The organism is Gammaproteobacteria bacterium (assembly GCA_015709615.1).
In the GTDB taxonomy this organism is placed as follows: domain Bacteria; phylum Pseudomonadota; class Gammaproteobacteria; order Burkholderiales; family Nitrosomonadaceae; genus Nitrosomonas.
In genome coordinates this window covers 3191623-3211083 of sequence record CP054179.1, presented here as the reverse complement: position 1 = coordinate 3211083, position 19461 = coordinate 3191623, and the positions used below count along the sequence as shown (strand labels likewise).

The following is a 19461-nucleotide window of genomic DNA, read 5'->3' as shown; positions in this document are numbered from 1 at the left end:
GCCAGTTTATTAATAGTGTGATTCTTTGTTATTAATCAATTCAGCAACCAGATCCAGCTTCACGCTCGCCTGTTCAACCGGTTCGCGCAACGGCTTGAGCATCACTTCTTGCGCCTTACATTCATCGTCACCGATAATCATGGCATAGCGCGCGCCGCAAGCATCGGCTTTCTTCATTTGCGATTTAAAGCTGCCGCCGCCGCAATGCAAAATGACGTTAAGACCTTGATCGCGGAGCGATTCGGCGCACTTCCAGGCATAGCCCGCCGCCTGTTCTCCTTGATGCACGATATAAATATCCGGTATCGGTTGCGGAGGAATCTTTCCACCGCCTTCCTGCATCAGCGCAAGCAAGCGCTCAATGCCCATGGCAAAACCGCAAGCGGGCGCCGGTTTCCCGCCGACCTGTTCGATCAAGCCATCGTATCGTCCACCCGCACAGACAGTTCCTTGCGCGCCGAGCTTATCGGTGACCCATTCGAATACCGTGCGATTGTAGTAGTCGAGCCCTCTGACCAAACGCGGATTAATTTCGAAGTTAATCCCCTGCTCGCGCAAGATATGCTGTAAGGATTCAAAGTGACTGAGCGATTCGGTATCGAGATCGTCCATCAGCTTCGGTGCATTATCGATGATGCCCTGCATGGCCGGATTCTTGCTGTCGAGGATGCGCAATGGATTGGTATGCAAGCGCCGCAGTGAATCTTCGTCGAGCACGCCGCGATGTTGCTCGAAGTATTTGATCAGCCGGGAACGATGCAACGCGCGCGACTCGGCGTTTCCCAGCGTACTGATTTCCAGCCGCAAACCGGAAATTCCCAGCAAATCCCACAGACGCGCGCACATCACGATCAATTCCGCGTCGATATCCGATCCGGCGTAGCCTAATGCTTCCACACCGACCTGGTGAAATTGCCGGTAGCGGCCCTTTTGCGGGCGTTCGTGCCGGAACATCGGGCCGGCATAATACAAGCGCTGCGGGCCGGCATATAACAAACTATGTTCGATCACCGCACGCACACAGGAAGCGGTGCCTTCCGGCCGCAGCGTCAGACTGTCATTGTTGAGATGATCGACAAAGGTATACATCTCTTTTTCCACAATGTCAGTCACTTCGCCGATGGAACGGATAAACAAATCGGTCTGTTCGACGATCGGCGTGCGGATATTGCGGTAACCGTAAGCGGCGAGCCAGCGTTGCACGGTCTGCTCAAAATGCACCCACAAATACGATTCATCCGGCAGGATGTCATTCATCCCGCGGATCGCTTTTACGCCATTAGCCATCAGACAGCTTTTCTCGGATACTTTTCGCTGACATAGCGATCGACAATCGCGCGGAATTCGTTGGCGATATTATCGCCTTTCAAAGTCACTGTTTTTTGACCGTCGACGAATACCGGCGCAACCGGGGTCTCGCCGGAACCGGGCAGGCTGATGCCGATATTGGCATGCTTGCTTTCACCCGGGCCGTTCACCACACACCCCATGACCGCCAGCGTCATATTTTCCACGCCATCGTATTGCTCGCGCCACACCACCATTTCGTCGCGCACATACGCTTGAATGCTTTCCGCCAGCTCCTGAAAATACGTGCTGGTGGTGCGTCCGCACCCCGGGCAAGCGGCTACCAACGGAACAAACGCGCGCAATCCCATAGTTTGCAGAATTTCCTGCGCGACGATCACTTCGCGCGAACGCGTTCCACCCGGTTCCGGTGTTAGCGAGATGCGGATGGTATCGCCGATACCTTCCTGCAGCAGCACGGCCAATGCCGCCGTCGATGCCACAATCCCTTTGGAGCCCATGCCCGCTTCGGTCAGGCCTAGGTGTAGCGCATAATTGCAACGCTCGGCCAGTTCCCGGTACACCATAATCAAATCCTGCACGCCGCTCACTTTGCAGGACAATACAATCTTGCTGCGTGGCAGACCGATTTCCTCCGCCTTGGCCGCACTCTCCAGCGCCGACGTAATCAACGCCTCGCGCATGACGTATTTGGCGTCTTGCGGATCACTGGAAGCCGCATTCTCATCCATGATGCGCGCCAGCATTTCCGGATCCAGACTTCCCCAGTTGACACCGATGCGTACCGGCTTGTCGTACTTGCAGGCAATTTCGATCAGCGTGCTGAATTGTTCGTCGCGTTTCTTGCCATGCCCGACATTACCCGGATTAATCCGCAATTTATCCAGTGCTTGTGCGCATTCCGGGTAACTGGTCAACAACTTGTGACCGTTGAAATGAAAATCGCCCACTAACGGCACGTGGCAACCCATATCATCCAGACGCGCGCGAATTCCCGCTACCGCTTTCGCCGCTTCCATCGAATTGACGGTTATACGCACCAGCTCGGAGCCGGCGCGCGCCAATTGCGCCACTTGTTCGGTTGTGGCAACCTCATCCACCGTATCGGTGTTGGTCATGGATTGCACTACGATCGGTGCGCCACCGCCCACCATAATTGGGCCAACCCGGACGCCCACACTGGGCCGGCGATTTATTGAAGAACTATTGTCAGACATAATTTAATGGTATTGAGATCAAAAGATTACAGAGATTTTTATTCGAGCGTGAAACGCGCGGTTCCACCTTGTTTTTTATAGGACGAAATGTCGATTTCCTTGTCATTATAGGTGAGATTGACACCCGATGCATTGCCTATCACGATCGACAATGGCCGCTTGCCGGTGACCATCTGCTCGCTGCCGCCCTTCTTGAGCTGTTCGAATACGGAAGTACCGGCGCCGTCAACAACTTTGACCCAGGAGTCGGCAGTAAATTTGAAATATAAATGGCCTATGTTTTTCGCCGTATCCGCTTTCTTCTCTACTTTCTCGGTTTTTTCGGTTTTTTCGGTTTTTTCGGTTTTTTCGGTTTTTTCGGCTTTTTCGGCTTTTTCGGCTTTTTCGGCTTTTTCAGTCTTCTCTATTTTTTCGGTTTTCTCAGTTTTCTCTATAACAGGCTTAATGTCGACTACTACGGTAGTTGTTTTTACGTCCGCCGCTGTTTCAGCATTTTCCGGATTACGTGCCGTGTGGGTGGCCTCCTCAGATGATTTATTCACTGGTGCATCGGTTGAATTCTTAACAACCGCCGGCAAAGGCAATTGAATCTCCACCGACGCCACAGATGTTGTTGCAGGTTCATTTTTTGTTTCTTCACTTGTGGTATTGGAATCGTAATTCTTATTCCAACCGCCGTTTTCAAATAGAAAATATGCACCTAACACGATTACAAGCAAAATGACAGCGATAATCAACGAATGATTCCCCGGAGCCTCGCGGTTCGAGGAAAACGATATTTGTTTGTTCTTGAACGGGGTACGTTCATAGGTTGATACTACCCGTGTCGATGCCGGAAGCATTTGCAGCAACGGAGCCGGATCCAATTGCACCAGATGGGCATAATTGCGAATAAAACCACGTAAAAACGTACGTCCGGGTATTCGCTCAAAATCTTCTTTTTCAATCGCCTCGATTTGCGGCACGGAAAGGCGCAATTGCCGCGATACCTCATCGATACTCATGCCTTTGGCCATTCGCGCGTTGCGCAATAAATGGCCGACACTCTGCACAACGCTCGCCGCATCAATGTTGTTGAATTCGGTTTTTGCCGGCGGATTATCAAACGGCATACTCATGCTGTTGTAATTATTATTGGTTTGAAGTTGTCCGCGGTGATGATCAGCGCCGGACGCCGGCGCATTGAAATCCTCTTCATGCTGATCAGTTAAAGTGGTCTGCTCTGCGGCCATAGCGACATTTTCTTGCACCGTCGGCACGGCCTGAGCGTTTTCGGAAAATCGCTGATTGCCGCCGTTTTTCTCATCGGTTGTATTCATCATTTCACCGCTCCTTCTCGAATCATGGCTGTTTCTTTGGACTCAGGAAAATGTTTCTGCAACTGAAAAATATAGCTGTCAACGGCCAATTGATTCCCCATTGCCTGCTCAATTTTTATCGCCATCAACAGACTTTCCGCAGTGGGGGGGTTATTCTGCGAAAACTGCGCCAGCTTGGATTTTGCTTCCGCTAAATTACCGCGCTGAAAATCAATATCGATCAATCCGATTATCGCTGGCGAATAGTTAGACTGAAGGGATAATGCTTTCTGAAACAAAAGCCTTGCTTCCGTGTAATTCTGGCGTTTTGTCTCGCAAATCCCGGCGTTGGCATAAGACATTTCCGGTGTGGCATAGAGTGGATCCTTGGCCGCCGTCATGAAATGTTCAATCGCTTGATCCATGCGTTGGGAAAAGCGCTGACATAAAAACCAGCCATAGTTATTGCGGATTTCGGAATTTCTCGGCGCCAAGCGGACGGCGCGCTCAAAATTCTCCAGCGCTTTGCTGTTTTCATTCAAAGTCATATTAATCAACCCCAGCACATTGTAAGCCAGCGCGTAATTGGATTGAGCTTTCAAGGCTTCATTGACTTCTTCGATGGCGACATCAAGTTGCCCGCGATAATAATATTCGGCCGCCAGTTCGGTATGGATTTTAGCGCTTTGCAGCGCCCGATCCGATCCAGTCTGAACCGGCATGCCACTGTTCACGGCTTGCTGCACGCACCCGCTCAATCCTAATAAGACCGGCGGCAGTGCAAAAAGCAGCAGCAACCAATTTTTTTTCACTGTACAGCCTCTGTTTTCAAACCGGCCGTACGGCGTGTCTTGTCTTTCACTTGCCCAGCAAGTTGACCGCACGCTGCGGCAATATCGTCACCCCGGGTTTTCCGCACCGTGGTAACCAATCCTGCTTGCATCAATATATCCCGGAAAACCCGCACGGTTTCAGCAGAAGAACGTTTAAACCCGGAGTCATGAAATGAATTAAACGGAATTAAATTAAATTTACAAGGAACATCCTGCACCAGTTTGATGAGCTCACGCGCATGCGCGGCGCTGTCATTGACACCATCCAGCATGACGTATTCAAACGTGATGAAATCACGCGGAGCGGACGGTAGATAGCGTTGGCAAGCCGCCAATAATTCCTTGATCGGATACTTCTTATTAATCGGCACCAATTGATCACGTAATGCATCGTTCGGCGCATGCAAAGAAATCGCCAAAGCGACCGGGCAGCGCTCCCGCAACCGGTCGATCGCGGGCACCAACCCGGATGTGCTGACGGTTACACGACGGCGGGAAAGACCATACGCATGATCATCCAGCATAATATCCAGCGCGGTAACCACGTTATCAAAATTTGCCAGCGGCTCCCCCATGCCCATCATGACCACGTTGGTCACGGCTCGGTTTGCCTGCGGCACCTTATCTCCGGTCTCCAATCCGATCATCTTGTTGGCAATCCACAGCTGCCCGATGATTTCGGCCACTGTTAAATTACGATTAAAACCTTGTTTTCCCGTCGAGCAGAAAGCACACGCCAAAGCGCACCCCACTTGACTGGATACGCAGAGCGTGCCGCGATTGGCTTCTGGTATGAATACCGTTTCTATACCGTTGCCGGAACCGACCGACAGCAGCCACTTGCGCGTGCCGTCCGCGGCCTCGGAGTCATAGGTGATTTGCGGCAATTCGATAACCGCCATCGCAGCCAGTTTCTCGCGCAAACTTTTGGCCAAGTCACTCATTGCGGCAAAATCAGCAGTACCGAACTGATGAATCCAGCGCAGCAGCTGTTTTGCACGGAAAGGTTTTTCACCTATTCCGGTGCAAATATCAACCAGGCCCTTGCCATCGTAATTTAACAGATTGATTGTCACTATTGAGCTACAAAACTTGGTGTTTTAACGTGAATAGATATTCAACGCCGGGAAGAAACAGGCAATCTCAACCGCAGCCGTCTCAGGTGCGTCCGAACCATGCACGGCATTGGCATCGATACTGTCGGCAAAGTCGGCGCGAATCGTTCCTTTCTCCGCTTTCTTGGGATCGGTCGCGCCCATTAAATCGCGATTCTTCTTAATGGCGTCATCTCCTTCCAGCACTTGCACCATCACCGGACCGGATGTCATGAATTTAACCAGATCGTTGAAAAATGGGCGTGCTCGATGCACAGCGTAAAATTGCTCCGCATCGGCTTGCGATAAATGCACCATGCGCGCCGCGATAATTTTCAAACCGTTTGATTCAAAACGGGAATAAATCTGTCCAATCACATTCTTTGCCACAGCATCCGGTTTAATAATGGATAGTGTTCTCTCAATCGCCATCAAATACTCCAATAAATTAATAAATTAAACGTTATATTTTAACAAAAAAACAACCGTGATTCGAAAAACATCGGGATTAATTCGCTCATCGATCATTACCCGAAGGGAATTTCCCGGAATGGGCGCTATTATCAATGAAGAAATATTTCTAGATCATTTGATTAGGCTTATGCCGCTCGCGAAAATATTTCTTATTTTCATAATATGTTTCATTGTTATTATCCTCAACCCAGCCTGGGTAACCTAATAGGGGGACAGGCGCGAGATCGGAGCTGGCCGATAGTGTATGTAACAAAAAAGATTCCAGCATCGAATCAATCGCAACAAGTTGGTCTGGCAGCGCTTGTGCAAAAAAAGTTTGATGCACTTCAAAAATAATAGCTTTTCCAGTCATACCGGTATAGGGATTCAGTGCTTTTTCATACAATCCATGACCAAAAATAAAAAACCGCATGGATGACAACGCTGCACTTCGCTGCCGCCAAAATAATTCTTTCCACTCAAAATCTTTGATTAATTGAATTAATGCAGTTTGACTGCCAATGACGATCACGCCGGATTCGTCAAAAAGAGTTGCAGCGTCTCTTAATCCGCACCGGTTTTTGTCTTTATTGGATAGTTCCGCCAGCTGCGCCTGAAAATGCAATTCATTGAGCGCCGATTTGGCGCGCGGAAATAATTTCCATACCAACGCATTAAAAAAATCATGCCAGTTCCCGGCCCTTGTCGGCACTTGGCCAGTCAAATAAATTCTTGATTCATATTTTTGCCCGGCATCCTGTTTTCCAGGAGTTTGGGATACAAAACGGACAAGTTTTCCCGAGCGGGTAAAAATCTGCCGGTTTTGCCGGAAATTGAAATGATTGAGATCATCCGGCTCCGGCCAGTTTTGTTGATTCTCTATATATCCTTTCAGATGGAGAAAGGATTCAAACATCGGCGAACGATCAACGAAACCGGGATCCCACTCATGCACACCCATATTGAAGTTCGATCTGACCGGTGTAATTTTTGTTTCAATGTGTAAAAACTATTGATTATCGATAGATGGACCATTCTTTCCCGCTTCACCGGCCCGCACCAGCTTCAGATGATCCAAACCAAAATGAATAAATGCCAAGGCCGTATAGATCGGAGCCAACAAATTGAGTACCGGCACAAACTGAATAAATCCCGTTAATAATCCCAATCCCCATAACGAATACCGGTTTTGCGCGCAGATCAATTTAATTTCCTGCTTAGTGGCATGCTCGGATAGCGCATCATAACGGAATAACTGTTGGTTCATAAATGCCGCTGCAATAAAGGGAACGATAATACCGGCTCCTACTGCCCAAAGCGGCACAGTGACAACCCAGATCAGTATAAATACGCCGCTGGCAAGTAGCGCATTGATGATGCTTCCGGCGATACTCCCCCCATATTCACGCTTAAGTTCGGGATAGTCACGATTCGCCACCAGATTGATCAGTGCCGGCATTATAAAAATAGCCGTTATAATTAAAGTAGTTACTATTACAAGCGGTATATATACCATGATGTAAATCAGATTCTCAATGGCAGCAGAAACCCAATCAGAACCGTGATTTTGCAGCCACTCACCGATACCAGCTTCATTTAAAAATAAAATAACCAGTTCGGAAAAATTTTCACGAAAAACAAAACCAATAACAAGCCACAAAAGAGTCGAAACCAGAATCGGCCAAACTATAATCCAAGCAATCTTAAAACGTATCAGATCGCGAAATGCACTTGCAATTGCTTTAAATATAAAAGACATTTAATTACCAGTTAAATAAATGATTATGATCAGGTGGCGAAATTATCTATGATATCCATCGGGTTTGCTAGCGCCCACACAATAAATCCGGATATTTATGAAACACTGAATTTATCCCTGCATATGCCGTAAAAAAATCACAACAGTAGTGCAGTTTTTGAAAAACTGATAACTTGATTCTTGATTCAAATCGTCCCAAGTCACATGAAAATGCTTTGCATACTAAAGTTCCAAACAAAGGTGTCGATATGACACGCAATGAATTTCGTTAAGAGGTATAAAAATGAAAATAGATAAAACATTACAGCCAGTGTCTACCGTATCAGTCAATGATGGGAAAAGGCGTACTGATGTCACTTCAGCTGCGGATACCAGTCAAGAAGAAAGCGTGCATTTAAGTGCAAATGTTGCGAAACTGCAAAATATTGACAGCAGCTCGGCGAGCGGTTCGATTGTAAACTCAGCTCGGGTTCAAGAAATAAAGCAAGCAATCAGTGAAGGAAATTTTCAAATAAATCCTGGCGTAGTTGCTGACCGGCTACTTGAAACAGTTAAAGAGCTAATTCAGTCTAAAAAAGGTGCGGCTTAATGTCTTCATCACAACACATAGCATGCTTTCTGAAAGAACTCGAAACTGAAAAGAATATCTTTCAAGCATTCATCGAGATTCTGAAAAAAGAAGAAAATGCACTCATTGAAGGAAAAATAGAAGATATCGATTATCTCGCCTCGGATAAATCGCGTTTAATTGAAGAATTGATTCAATTTGATGAAGATCGTAATGAATATCTGAAGAAACAAGGACTCATCCTGGAAAAAAATAGTATCGATAATTGGCTAACCGAGTTAACCAAACAACATTCCAGTTTGTCTGAAATAAAAATTTTATGGAATGAGTTACTCAATTTGGCAAAAATTGCTCAGCAGCTTAATTACTCCAACGGCTTGATGATTTCGTCCCAACTACAACATAACCAACGTACTTTTGCCGCTTTGCATTGTGCGGCGGGAAATGTTTCGCTCTATGGTCCCAAAGGTCAAACTTACATTTGATCTCAATCTACTTATTCAACAATTGGAATCTCAGTGACCTTATCCGGGTTGGTTGATAGAATCATAACCGATACCCGGCGATTCCTTTTTCTACCGTCCAATGTTTCATTGCTCTCTATTGGTCTATTTTCACCATAGCCGATTGCAGTAAGCCGATGCGCTTCAACACCGTTTTCTATAAACAATCTGACCACGCTGCTTGCGCGGGCTGTCGATAATTCCCAGTTTGATGGAAAGTTGCCATTGTGGATAGGTAAATTATCCGTATGCCCCTCGACATGAATCTCATGTTCATGTCCCTTGATCACATTGGCAACCGCTTGCAGCGTCAAACTTGAATTCTCGGCGAGTTTAGCCTGTCCCGGTGAGAAAAGAACACTGGCGTTAATCTCCACCGTTATTCCCTGAGAACTTTGCGTAATCCTTACCTGACCGTCTTTTACCAAGGGATCCAAAGCATGCAGAATGTCTTTGGCCATGCTTTTCATTTTTTCCTGCTTCTTCGCTGTGTGTATGCTGAGATTGTCAATCAGCTTGATTGAATCCGTTTGATTCGATGGGTGGATGTTAATAGGCACAAATTCCGTCGATTGCACGGGCACCGCATTGGTAGGGTTGCTGCTTTTGAATGCACTCACTAATGAAGAGCTTAAGACACGATACTTACCTTCGTTGACCGATGAAACCGCGTACATGACCACAAAAAAAGCAAATAGCAGCGTTATGAAGTCGGCGTAGGATACCAGCCAGCGCTCCTGATTTTCAGCATAGTCATCGGTTTTTTGCCTTCTTTTTCTTCGTAACATAGCCATTCAGTAATCGTTTAATCCAAGGCGTGCATTAAATGAAATAACCATTCAACCGGCTCTCGATAAGACGCGGGTGTTCGCCGTGCGCAATGGCAACAAAACCGTCGACCAGTATTTCTTGCAGCACGACATGTTCACCGATGATCGTTTTCAGCTTATTCGCGATCGGTAAAAAAACCAGATTGGCCAAACCGACGCCGTAGACGGTCGCGACAAAAGCAACGGCAATGCCATTTCCTAGCAGATTGGGATCGGATAAGTTCTCCATCACATGAATCAATCCGAGTACCGCACCTAAAATACCGATGGTCGGCGCATAGCCGCCGGCAGCTTCCCAGATTCGTGCTGATTGACGCAGATAATTCTCCACAGCCAAGATCTCAATTTCCAAAGCTTCACGCAATTTGTCCGGCGGACTGCCATCCGCAAGCAGCTGCAATCCTTTTTTCGATAACGGATCTTTTACCCCGGGTACCAGTGCTTCAAGCGCCAATAATCCATCCTTCCGGGATATTTGCGACCAATTGATAATTTGTTTAATCAAAGCTTGCGGGGAATTGGATGGCGGGAAAAAAACCCAGGTACTCATGCGGATACCATTGACAAAAATTTTTACCGGACTTTGCAGCAACACCGCCCCGACAGTACCCCCCATGACAATTAATAAAGCCGCGGCCTGCATCAACGAACTGAGATGACCGCCCTCTAGGAATTGCCCGCCGATGATCGCGACAAAGGCCAGCAGAATGCCGAAAACACTGTTCAAATCCATTTTTGATTTTTTGAACATGACAAAATCCGTTTACGGCTCCGGTGCTGGATAATCGGGATAAAAAAACGCCTTACGTATTTCTCAAGCGGCTGCGCAGCCGGGCAACGGCCTGCGTATGCAGCTGGCAAACACGGGACTCGCTGACACCGAGCACTTCGCCGATTTCCCGTAAATTCATTTCCTGTTCGTAATGCATACCCATCACCTGTTTTTCCCGCGGCGGCAGGTTATCGATGGCGGCAATCAAAGTGTTGCGAAAATTTTCGTCCAGTAGCGCATTCAATGGATCGCCTTCAGAATCGATAAACAGGCGATCCAGAAACGGTTCTTCGTCTTCCTGCTGAAAATCCTCGTAATAAATCAATTGCGCACCGCGCGCGCTTTGCAGCGTTTCATGGTATTCATCCAACGACATATCCAGTTCCGTCGCCAGATCTTGTTCGCTCGGTGCGCAACCGTTGCGCTGTTCCAGCATACTCACTGCTGCTTCAATACGGCGCATCTTTTTCCGGATGCTGCGCGGCAACCAATCGGCTTCGCGCAACTCATCCAGAATTGAGCCCCGTATCCGCTGCGCCGCATAGCTTTCAAACTGGCGCCCGTATGAGCCCTCGTAGCGATTAATCGCATCCAACAAGCCGATCATCCCGGCTTGAATCAGATCATCGACCTGCACGCTGGCCGGTAAACGCGTCATCATATGATAGGCAATGCGCTTTACCAGCGGCGTAAATTCAGTGATAAATTGTTCTTTATCAATCGTTTTAGTTCCAGTCGCAGTATACATATTCAATCACACCGTAAAATTGGCCATACTCAAATGACTCGTCATAATCAATCGCTGCATGAAATGATCCATTCCTCCGCTATATCTATCCGGGCAAGTGGAACGCAAAATATTTCGCGCCGCATGCCGGAAACAAACCGCCGCTTGCGAAGCCGGGAATAGCTCTATCACCGGTTTACACAATTGCGTTGCATTTCGTAATCGTTCGTCGCTTTGAACGTAACCGGCATATTCCAGCGATATCGTCAAATACTGACGCGCCACCCGGTATAAATTCTGGTAAATCATCAACGCCTCCGTTTCCGATTCAACTTTATTCACCAAAATCAGAAAATGCTGCTTGGCGTATTCCTGACTCATGATTTTGATCAGCGCGTAAGCACCGGTAATCGACGACGCCGAGCCGGAAATGACGATCATCACTTGCTCCGAAGCCAGACTGAGTGGCAAAACATGCGTCGTGCCAGTCATCGCGGTATCGATCAGCACGATATCGACCGACTCGGTCAGCTCGGAAAAACTCTTAACCAGCCAGTCCTGTTCCAATGGATTCAACGTGCTCAGCGCATGAATGCCGCGCATCGCAGATAACACGGTGATATTGTCCGGACTGTGCAGCAGCACTTGATCCAGTCTTTTGTCTTTATGAATTACATGCAATAAATCGAAGCGCGCTTGCAAACCCAAACTGGTGCAAATATTGTTATGGCAAGGATTTTCATCGATCAATAAAACCCGCTGGCCGTTCTGCGCCAGCGCGGCGGCCAAATTGACCACGACACTGGTTTTCCCGACGCGCGATTTGCCGCCGGCGATGGTAAAAACACGCGCCGCATCATGTCCCCGGTACGAAACCAGGTTACGCAAACCCGCCGCTTGGTCTTGTAAAATCAGCCTAGTCATACATCAATCCCGCCAGTGATTTTTCTTCTGCCTGCGGTAACTCGGCGTTATTCTTGCTTGCCATGATCAAAGCAAATTCCGCATCCTGTAGTGTGAAAGCGCTGTCTCCCGGCGCCGATTTGAAAATGCGATGAAGCAGGTAGCGTGCATTGGCGGCATGAATATCTTCCGGAACCTTCTGCCCGTTCGCGACATAGTGCAACGGCAATTTTCTGCGGATGACGACATCCAACGACACCCCCAGGCTCGCGGCCTCGTCGACTTTGGTGATGATGCAGCCGTAAACGCCGTTCTTCTGGTAGGCGGAGATAACTTCATCCAGCGTTCTGCCGTTAGACGCGGCGCTGAGGATGAGCATGCGCTTCACATCCGCGCCGCAGTTGCTGAGCATCGCGATTTGCTGCGCCACCATCTGATCGCGCTGACTCATGCCCACGGTATCGATCAGCACCATGTGTTTGTTTCTCAGTTCCGACAGCGTTAACTGCAGATCCTCAGTGTCTTTGATATTGCGCACCGGAACACCCAATAACTGCCCGTAAATCCGGAGTTGTTCGTGACCGCCGATCCGGTAGCTGTCGGTCGTCAGCAGCGCGACTTTGTCGGCACCGTGCCGAATGACGCAACGCGCCGCGATTTTTGCCGTGGTCGTGGTTTTACCGACGCCGGTGGGACCGACCAGGGCATACACGCCGCCTTTTTCAATCATGTCGTCGCTGGCAACCGTGTGTAAATTGAACGTCAGAGCGGATAGCGCTTGTTTCAAACTTTGTTCGTAATCGAGACCATCCGGTAATTTGTCGATCAGGCGGCGTGCCAGCAGCGGACTAAAACCGTTATCCAGCAGTGTGCGCAGCAGTTTCATTTTTTCCGGCCTGCGCTGAGTGAAATTTCCCCAGGCCACTGTCGCCAGTTGATCTTCCAGCGTGGTTTTCATGGCTTGAATCTCGGCGATGATGTCTTTGGCCAGCGATGCGGATAATCCGTTATTCGAGTTTTTCTGGCTTTCCGCCGGCTCATTGGCCATCGATAACAACGTTGAATACGACGGCTCCGGGGCGCTCAGCGCTTTACTTTGTTCGTAGTGCGAAATCCCAATCCCCTTTGACGGCGACATTGAAGGCGGCGGCGATGCCGGCGTGTGCACCAGATTACTCATGTCGGAATCCGCCAATGCCATGATCTCCACGCCGTCCCGGGTTTTCCGGTTCGACAGAATGACGGCATCCTCACCCAATTCCTCTTTAACTTGACGCAGCGCTTCGCGGGATGTGGCAGCAAGATAGCGTTTTACTTTCATTTGTTACCTCCAATCATGGAAGTGATTTTGATTTTTCGTGAATCCGGAATTTCGGAATGCGCCAGCACACGCAATTGCGGAATAGCGCGGCGCAAAAATCTTGCCAGCAGGAAGCGGACTGCGCCCGGTACCAGCAGCACCAGCGGCAATCCCAGTTTTTCCTGCTGTTGCGCGGCGTTGCGAGCTTCCCGCAACAGCGTATCGGCAAGCCCAGGTTCGATACCGGCACCTTGCGCACCGCCGGTTTGCATGACGTGCGTCAGAATATTTTCCAGCTCAGGGTGCAGACTCATTACCTGGACTTCCGCGCCGGCAGGATAATATTGATCGACGATCGCACGCCCCAGGGCGGCTCTGACGACCGCGGTCAAGTCGATAGCGTCTTGTGTTTGCGCCGCATGCTCGGTCAATACGTCAACGATGGTGCGCATATCGCGAATATGCACATTCTCTTCCAACAGATTGTGCAGAACCTTTTGCACCGTCGACAGCGGCAGCAGTTTCGGCACCAGATCTTCGATAAGTTTCGGAAATTGCGTATTGAGATGATCCAGCAATTTCTGCAATTCCTGCCGTCCCAGTAATTCGGCGGCATAGGTATGGATCAGATGATTGATATGTGTGGTCACCACCGTACTGGCATCGACCACGGTATAACCGTTGATTTGCGCTTGCTCGCGCAAGTTCGCTTCGATCCACACGGCGGGAAGGCCGAATGCCGGATCGGTCGTCGCCGTGCCCGGCAATTGCGCCGTGACACGCCCCGGATTGATCGCCAGATACATTCCGGAATACGATTCCCCTTGGCCGATGATCGAACCTTTTAACGTGATGCAATACGCATTCGGCCGCAGTTCGAGGTTATCGCGGATATGGATGACTGGCGGCAAGAAGCCGATATCCTGCGCGAATTTCCGACGAATGCCGTTGATCCGCTTGAGCAAATCGCCTTGTTGCGCTTTATCGACCAAAGGAATCAGGCGATAACCGACTTCCAGTCCCAGCGTATCGATCGGCGTGACGTCATTCCAGCTCGCATCGGCTTTTTCAATCGAAGGCAGTTCCGGTGCAGGAGGCGCTGCAACCGGCTGCACCACCGGATTCTTCAGTTTGAAATAAGCGATTCCACCCAGAATCGAGGCAATCAGCAGAAATACAAAATTCGGCATGCCGGGAATTAAACCCATGATGCCCAATATGACAGCAGTGATGATCAATATCTGCGGTTGATTGAACAATTGATTCAAAACTTGTTCGCCCAGATCTTCATCGGTCGTGACACGGCTCACCATCAAACCGGCGGCGGTCGAAATGATCAGCGCGGGGATTTGCCCGACCAGCCCGTCGCCGATGGTCAGCAGAGTATAATTTTTTGCCGCCGTACCCAATTCCAGATCATGTTGCATGACACCGACAATCAACCCGCCGACGATAGTAATCAGCATAATCAAGATGCCGGCAATGGCATCACCGCGCACGAATTTGCTGGCACCGTCCATGGAACCGTAAAAATCCGCTTCCTGGGAAATAGTTGCTCTGCGTTTGCGCGCTTCATCCTCGCCGATCAAACCGGCGTTCAGGTCGGCATCGATCGCCATTTGCTTACCCGGCATGGCGTCCAAGGTAAAACGCGCGCTGACTTCGGCAATACGTCCTGCACCTTTGGTAATCACAACAAAGTTGATCACCACCAGAATAATGAACACCACCAGCCCGATCGCGTAATTGCCGCCCACCAGGAAGTGCCCGAACGCTTCGATTACTTTACCGGCCGCATCCGGTCCGGTATGACCGTACAGCAATACCACCCGGGTCGAAGCGATATTCAGCGACAACCGCAGTAACGTGGTCAGCAGCAGAATCGTCGGGAAGACCGCAAAATCGAGCGGATTGCGGGTATACAAACTGACCATCAACACGATGATCGATACCGCGATATTGAAGGTGAAAAACAGATCCAATACGAACGGTGGCAACGGCAGCACCATCATGGCCAGAATGATGATAATCAGGATCGGACCAGCCAGGTTCCTGAGGTTGCTCAGTGTTCCTATCGATGACAAGGTGAGTGCATTATTCATAGTGCCGCCCAGTAAAAACTCATCAGTAAAATTGCCGGTTTACGCATTGCCCGGCTCTGCCGCGCCTGGGTCCAATTCCGCCGGAACCGGTACATCCACCGGCGGTTGCGGTACTTTTCCGCCATATTCGTTATAGCGTCTCAGCTGAAAGACGTAAGCCAGCACCTCGGCAACCGCGGTATACAACTTCTCCGGTATTTCGCTTTCCAGCTCGGCATGGTGATATAACGCCCGCGCCAGCGGCGGTGCTTCAAGAATCGGAATGCGATGTTCCGTCGCAACTTCACGGATACGCGCCGCCAATAAATGCACTCCTTTGGCGACGACTTTCGGCGCGCGCATGCTATTGCTTTGATAACGCAGCGCCACGGCGTAATGCGTCGGGTTGGTGACAATCACATCGGCTTTCGGCACTTCCGCCATCATGCGGCGACGCGCTGCTTCGCGTTGCAGGCCGCGAATACGCGCTTTGATGAACGGATCGCCTTCGCTCTCCTTGTATTCCTTGCGGATTTCTTCCTTGGTCATGCGCAATTGCTTGGCGTGTTCCCACAGCTTGTAAGGCACATCGATCAAGACGACCAAGATCATGGCGCCGACAATCAACAGAAAACTCATGGTCAGGAATTCACCGGTGCGGCTAATGCCCAAATCGACCGGCACCGTCAGCAGCATCATCACCGCGTCCTTATTGCTCCAAATGACCAGCGCCGCGACACCGCCGATCACAATGGTCTTGAGAATCGCTTTGACCAGTTCAACCAAGCTGTGCATCGAGAAAATCCGGCCCAAACCACTGATAGGATTGATGCGGTCGAATTTAGGCATAATCGCCTTGGTGCTGAACATCCAGCCGCTCAACGACATTGGCGCAAAAAAGGCCACAATCACCAGTAAAAACAATAACGGGGCCATCGCCAGCAATCCTTCGAAAGCGAGCTCGTAAAAACGGTTGAGCATCAAGTTGGGCTGATGCGCCAATTCCCGTTCTATGTACATGCCTGTTTTCATGACTTTCAGCAATCTATCCATCAAGCCGGAACCCATGAACAGGATGCCGGCCGCAGCCGCCAGCAATAACGTGAATGTCGTCAGTTCTTGAGAACGCGCGATCTGACCCTCCTCTCGCGCTTTCTCCAAGCGCTTCGGCGTCGCCTCTTCCGTTCGTTCTAAATCACTGTCTTCAGCCATGATCAGCTCCAAATTTCCACAAATGAATTATCATTGCGAATACTCGGCTTCAATGCCGGGAATAAAGAAGGATTCATGCCTTTTATTATCGAAATATCGAAATCAATCATTTATAAATATTAATATCAATGAGTTAAATAACAATTACAAGATGTTGCTGGGCATCGCAAAGCTGTACCGCTAGCAAGATCTGATTACCCTCATATGCTTATGCAGTCTACGTTACGTTTGGTCCGCTACTTCCTGATAACAGTCGTGTTAATCACCGGCTTTTCGATACTTGCAGTCGCCCTGATGCTGCGCGGCAGCTTGCCGCAATATGACGGAAAAACGGCAGTGCCCGGTTTAACCGCGGCAGTATCGATCGACCGCGACGTATTGGGCAGTGTCACCTTGCAAGGCGCCAACCGGTTGGATCTGGCGCAGGCAATGGGTTATGTCCATGCACAGGAACGCTTTTTCGAGATGGATTTGATGCGCCGCCAGGCCGCGGGCGAGCTGGCGGAATTGTTCGGTCCCGGCGCAGTGGCGCACGACCGCAAGGCGCGGCCGTTCCGCATGCGCGCACGCGCCGCCGCAGTGCTGCAACAACTCCCTGCGGAGCAATGGCAACTACTCGATGCTTACCGGATGGGCGTCAATCAGGGTCTCGGCGCGTTGACGGTGCGGCCGTTTCCTTATCTGTTGACACAAACCGGACCGGCAGCCTGGCGCAATGAGGACAGCATTTTGGTGATCTACGCGATGTTTTTCACCTTGACTGAAGAGAATATTTACCGTGAATTGGCGCTTTCGCACATGCACGCCGCATTACCGGAGTCGGTCTATCAATTTTTGACACAAAACGCCGGTGTCTGGGATGCGCCGCTGATCGACGAACCGTTTTCCCTGGCGCAGCTTCCGCCGGCAGCGGATCTCAATTTGCAAACGCTGGACGAGCGTTTATTCCAGGACGGTGACTTGAATAGCGAAGAAACGCCGGGCAGTAACAGTTTTGCGGTTTCCGGCGCATTGGCGGACGGCGCTGCGATCGTCGCCAATGACATGCATTTGACGTTGCGGGTGCCCAATGTCTGGTTCCGCTCGCGGTTGATTTATCCGGATACCGCCGCAAGCGGCAAAATACATGACATCACCGGCATCAGCTTGCCCGGTGTCCCGGCCATTGTCACCGGCTCAAACCGTCATATCGCCTGGAGTTTCACCAATAGTCACGGCGATTTTTCCGACTGGGTGCGCATTCAAATCGATGACCAAGATAACACGCGCTATCTCGGCGCAACCGGCTGGCAGCCGCTACAGATCGTGCAAGAAACCATCCGTGTACGCAATGCACCGGATGAGATGCTCACGATTTCCGAGACCGAATGGGGGCCGGTGATTGCGCAAGATCACGATAAAACCCCGCTGGCATTGACCTGGACGGCACTGCTCCCGGATGCGGTCAATCTTCAGCTGGTCGAACTGGAAACCATCACAAACGCAGCGCAAGCGGCGGAAATTGCGCCCAAGTTCGGTATTCCGGTACAGAATTTTATCGTCGGCGATCGCGACGGCGATATCAGTTGGACACTCGCCGGCCGCATCCCCGCCCGTTCGCCTGATTATGATGCGCAAATCCCCGCCGACTGGACGTCTGCGGGTACCGGCTGGCAGGGCTGGCTCGATCCGGACGATTACCCGGAACTCCACAATCCGCCGTCAAAACGTTTGTGGTCGGCCAATTCGCGCACCGTTTCGGGCGAACAGCTTGAGCTGCTCGGCAACGGCGGTTTCGATCTCGGTGCGCGCGCCTTGCAAATTCGCGATCGATTGTTCGCCAGAGAGCGGTTCGATAGCGATGAGATGCAAGCGATTCAATTGGATTATCGCGCGTTGCTGCTAACCCGCTGGCATCAACTGCTGCAAACCACGCTCGAATCGGCCAACAGTAATGCAGCGTGGATTGACGCGTTGAAAACCGCATTGTCCGATTGGAATGGAGAAGCTTCGGCAAATTCCGTCGCGTACCGCATCGTGCGCACGTACCGCTATGAAGTCATGAAAACGGTATTGAACGGCTTTGCCGCTCCGGTGCGGCGGCAACACGCCGGTTTCGAGCTGCCCCGGCTCAGCCAAACCGAATTGATTTTGTGGCAACTGATCGAACAACGGCCACAGCATCTACTGCCGCCACAATTCAAAAATTGGCAGGAATTGTTGCTGCGCTGCGCACAAAGAAGCGCGCAACAAATGCAGCAAGATGGCGGTATCGCGGAACGTAACTGGGGAACGCAGAATGCGGCGCGCATCAAACATCCGCTGAGCCAGAAGCTGCCGGGATGGATTTCACAATGGCTCGACATGCCGCACGATCCGCTGCCGGGGGATCACAATATGCCGCGCGTACAATCACCCAACTTCGGCGCCTCGCAGCGTTCCATCGTTGCGCCGGGACAGGAAGAACGGGGTTATTTCGATATGCCCGGCGGACAAAGCGGACATCCGCTGTCACCGTATTACGGCAGCGGGCACGCCAATTGGGTCAGCGGCGAACCGACGCCGTTCCTGCCGGGTGCGGCCGAGCGGCAGATGAAATTGATTCCACGGCGATAAGCTGGGAT

18 protein-coding genes are annotated in these 19461 nt (G+C 50.4%); 3 read left to right on the top strand and 15 right to left on the bottom strand.

The genetic code is table 11. From position 1 onward, the window contains the following. Window positions 1–9 precede the first annotated feature (9 nt). The 8 genes from hisS to HRU77_15360 all read right to left on the bottom strand — a co-directional run bounded on the left by hisS (window position 10) and on the right by HRU77_15360 (window position 7962). On the bottom strand, window positions 10–1287 hold the full coding sequence (hisS, locus tag HRU77_15395) for a histidine--tRNA ligase (GenBank protein QOJ21945.1): 1278 nt from the start codon (window positions 1285–1287) through the stop codon (window positions 10–12). Next, window positions 1287–2525, bottom strand: coding sequence for a flavodoxin-dependent (E)-4-hydroxy-3-methylbut-2-enyl-diphosphate synthase (ispG, locus tag HRU77_15390; protein QOJ21944.1), 1239 nt, complete (start codon window positions 2523–2525; stop codon window positions 1287–1289). Before ispG ends, hisS begins: the two co-directional genes overlap by 1 nt. 38 nt (window positions 2526–2563) lie before the next feature. Next, on the bottom strand, window positions 2564–3847 hold the full coding sequence (locus tag HRU77_15385) for a DUF4115 domain-containing protein (protein QOJ21943.1): 1284 nt from the start codon (window positions 3845–3847) through the stop codon (window positions 2564–2566). Next, window positions 3844–4635, bottom strand: a complete 792-nt coding sequence (pilW, locus tag HRU77_15380; GenBank protein QOJ21942.1) for a type IV pilus biogenesis/stability protein PilW — start codon at window positions 4633–4635, stop codon at window positions 3844–3846. Before pilW ends, HRU77_15385 begins: the two co-directional genes overlap by 4 nt. Then, complete coding sequence (gene rlmN / locus HRU77_15375; protein ID QOJ21941.1) at window positions 4632–5732, bottom strand: 23S rRNA (adenine(2503)-C(2))-methyltransferase RlmN; 1101 nt, start codon at window positions 5730–5732, stop codon at window positions 4632–4634. Before rlmN ends, pilW begins: the two co-directional genes overlap by 4 nt. A gap of 24 nt (window positions 5733–5756) precedes the next feature. Further along, window positions 5757–6182, bottom strand: a complete 426-nt coding sequence (gene ndk / locus HRU77_15370; GenBank protein ID QOJ21940.1) for a nucleoside-diphosphate kinase — start codon at window positions 6180–6182, stop codon at window positions 5757–5759. Between the two features lie 148 nt (window positions 6183–6330). Further along, window positions 6331–7164 (bottom strand): DUF3025 domain-containing protein, encoded by an 834-nt coding sequence (locus HRU77_15365; protein ID QOJ21939.1) that lies wholly within the window; start codon window positions 7162–7164, stop codon window positions 6331–6333. A gap of 48 nt (window positions 7165–7212) precedes the next feature. Further along, window positions 7213–7962 (bottom strand): EI24 domain-containing protein, encoded by a 750-nt coding sequence (locus HRU77_15360; GenBank protein ID QOJ21938.1) that lies wholly within the window; start codon window positions 7960–7962, stop codon window positions 7213–7215. Window positions 7963–8245: 283 nt separating this feature from the next. Between HRU77_15360 and flgM the strand changes: the two genes are divergently transcribed. Together flgM and HRU77_15350 are read left to right on the top strand one after the other, a co-directional pair. After that, window positions 8246–8551, top strand: a complete 306-nt coding sequence (gene flgM, locus HRU77_15355) for a flagellar biosynthesis anti-sigma factor FlgM (GenBank protein ID QOJ21937.1) — start codon at window positions 8246–8248, stop codon at window positions 8549–8551. Then, window positions 8551–9015 carry a flagellar protein FlgN gene (locus tag HRU77_15350; protein ID QOJ21936.1) on the top strand — a complete coding sequence of 155 codons (465 nt, stop codon included), beginning with the start codon at window positions 8551–8553 and terminating at the stop codon, window positions 9013–9015. The genes flgM and HRU77_15350 overlap by 1 nt, the downstream gene beginning before the upstream one ends. Window positions 9016–9026: 11 nt before the next feature. Here the strand turns inward: HRU77_15350 and motD are convergent, their stop codons facing one another. From motD to flhB, 7 genes are all read right to left on the bottom strand, one after another. Continuing rightward, complete coding sequence (gene motD / locus HRU77_15345) at window positions 9027–9821, bottom strand: flagellar motor protein MotD (protein ID QOJ22213.1); 795 nt, start codon at window positions 9819–9821, stop codon at window positions 9027–9029. Window positions 9822–9855: 34 nt separating this feature from the next. Beyond that, window positions 9856–10596: a flagellar motor protein gene (locus HRU77_15340; protein ID QOJ22212.1), complete on the bottom strand. Its 741-nt coding sequence runs from the start codon at window positions 10594–10596 to the stop codon at window positions 9856–9858. A 70-nt stretch (window positions 10597–10666) separates the two neighbouring features. After that, window positions 10667–11383 carry an RNA polymerase sigma factor FliA gene (locus HRU77_15335; GenBank protein QOJ21935.1) on the bottom strand — a complete coding sequence of 239 codons (717 nt, stop codon included), beginning with the start codon at window positions 11381–11383 and terminating at the stop codon, window positions 10667–10669. Window positions 11384–11389: 6 nt separating this feature from the next. After that, window positions 11390–12286 (bottom strand): AAA family ATPase, encoded by an 897-nt coding sequence (locus tag HRU77_15330; protein ID QOJ21934.1) that lies wholly within the window; start codon window positions 12284–12286, stop codon window positions 11390–11392. Continuing rightward, entirely contained in the window at window positions 12279–13586 is a 1308-nt protein-coding gene (gene flhF / locus HRU77_15325) for a flagellar biosynthesis protein FlhF (protein ID QOJ21933.1), read from the bottom strand. The genes HRU77_15330 and flhF overlap by 8 nt, the downstream gene beginning before the upstream one ends. Continuing rightward, complete coding sequence (gene flhA, locus HRU77_15320) at window positions 13583–15667, bottom strand: flagellar biosynthesis protein FlhA (GenBank protein ID QOJ21932.1); 2085 nt, start codon at window positions 15665–15667, stop codon at window positions 13583–13585. Before flhA ends, flhF begins: the two co-directional genes overlap by 4 nt. A gap of 39 nt (window positions 15668–15706) precedes the next feature. Beyond that, the gene (flhB, locus tag HRU77_15315) at window positions 15707–16858 is read right to left on the bottom strand and encodes a flagellar type III secretion system protein FlhB (GenBank protein ID QOJ21931.1); all 1152 of its coding nucleotides are present in this window, start codon (window positions 16856–16858) and stop codon (window positions 15707–15709) included. A 210-nt stretch (window positions 16859–17068) separates the two neighbouring features. Here flhB and HRU77_15310 point away from each other — a divergent pair, with 210 nt between their 5' ends. Next, window positions 17069–19453 carry a penicillin acylase family protein gene (locus HRU77_15310; GenBank protein QOJ21930.1) on the top strand — a complete coding sequence of 795 codons (2385 nt, stop codon included), beginning with the start codon at window positions 17069–17071 and terminating at the stop codon, window positions 19451–19453. Window positions 19454–19461: the final 8 nt, after the last annotated feature.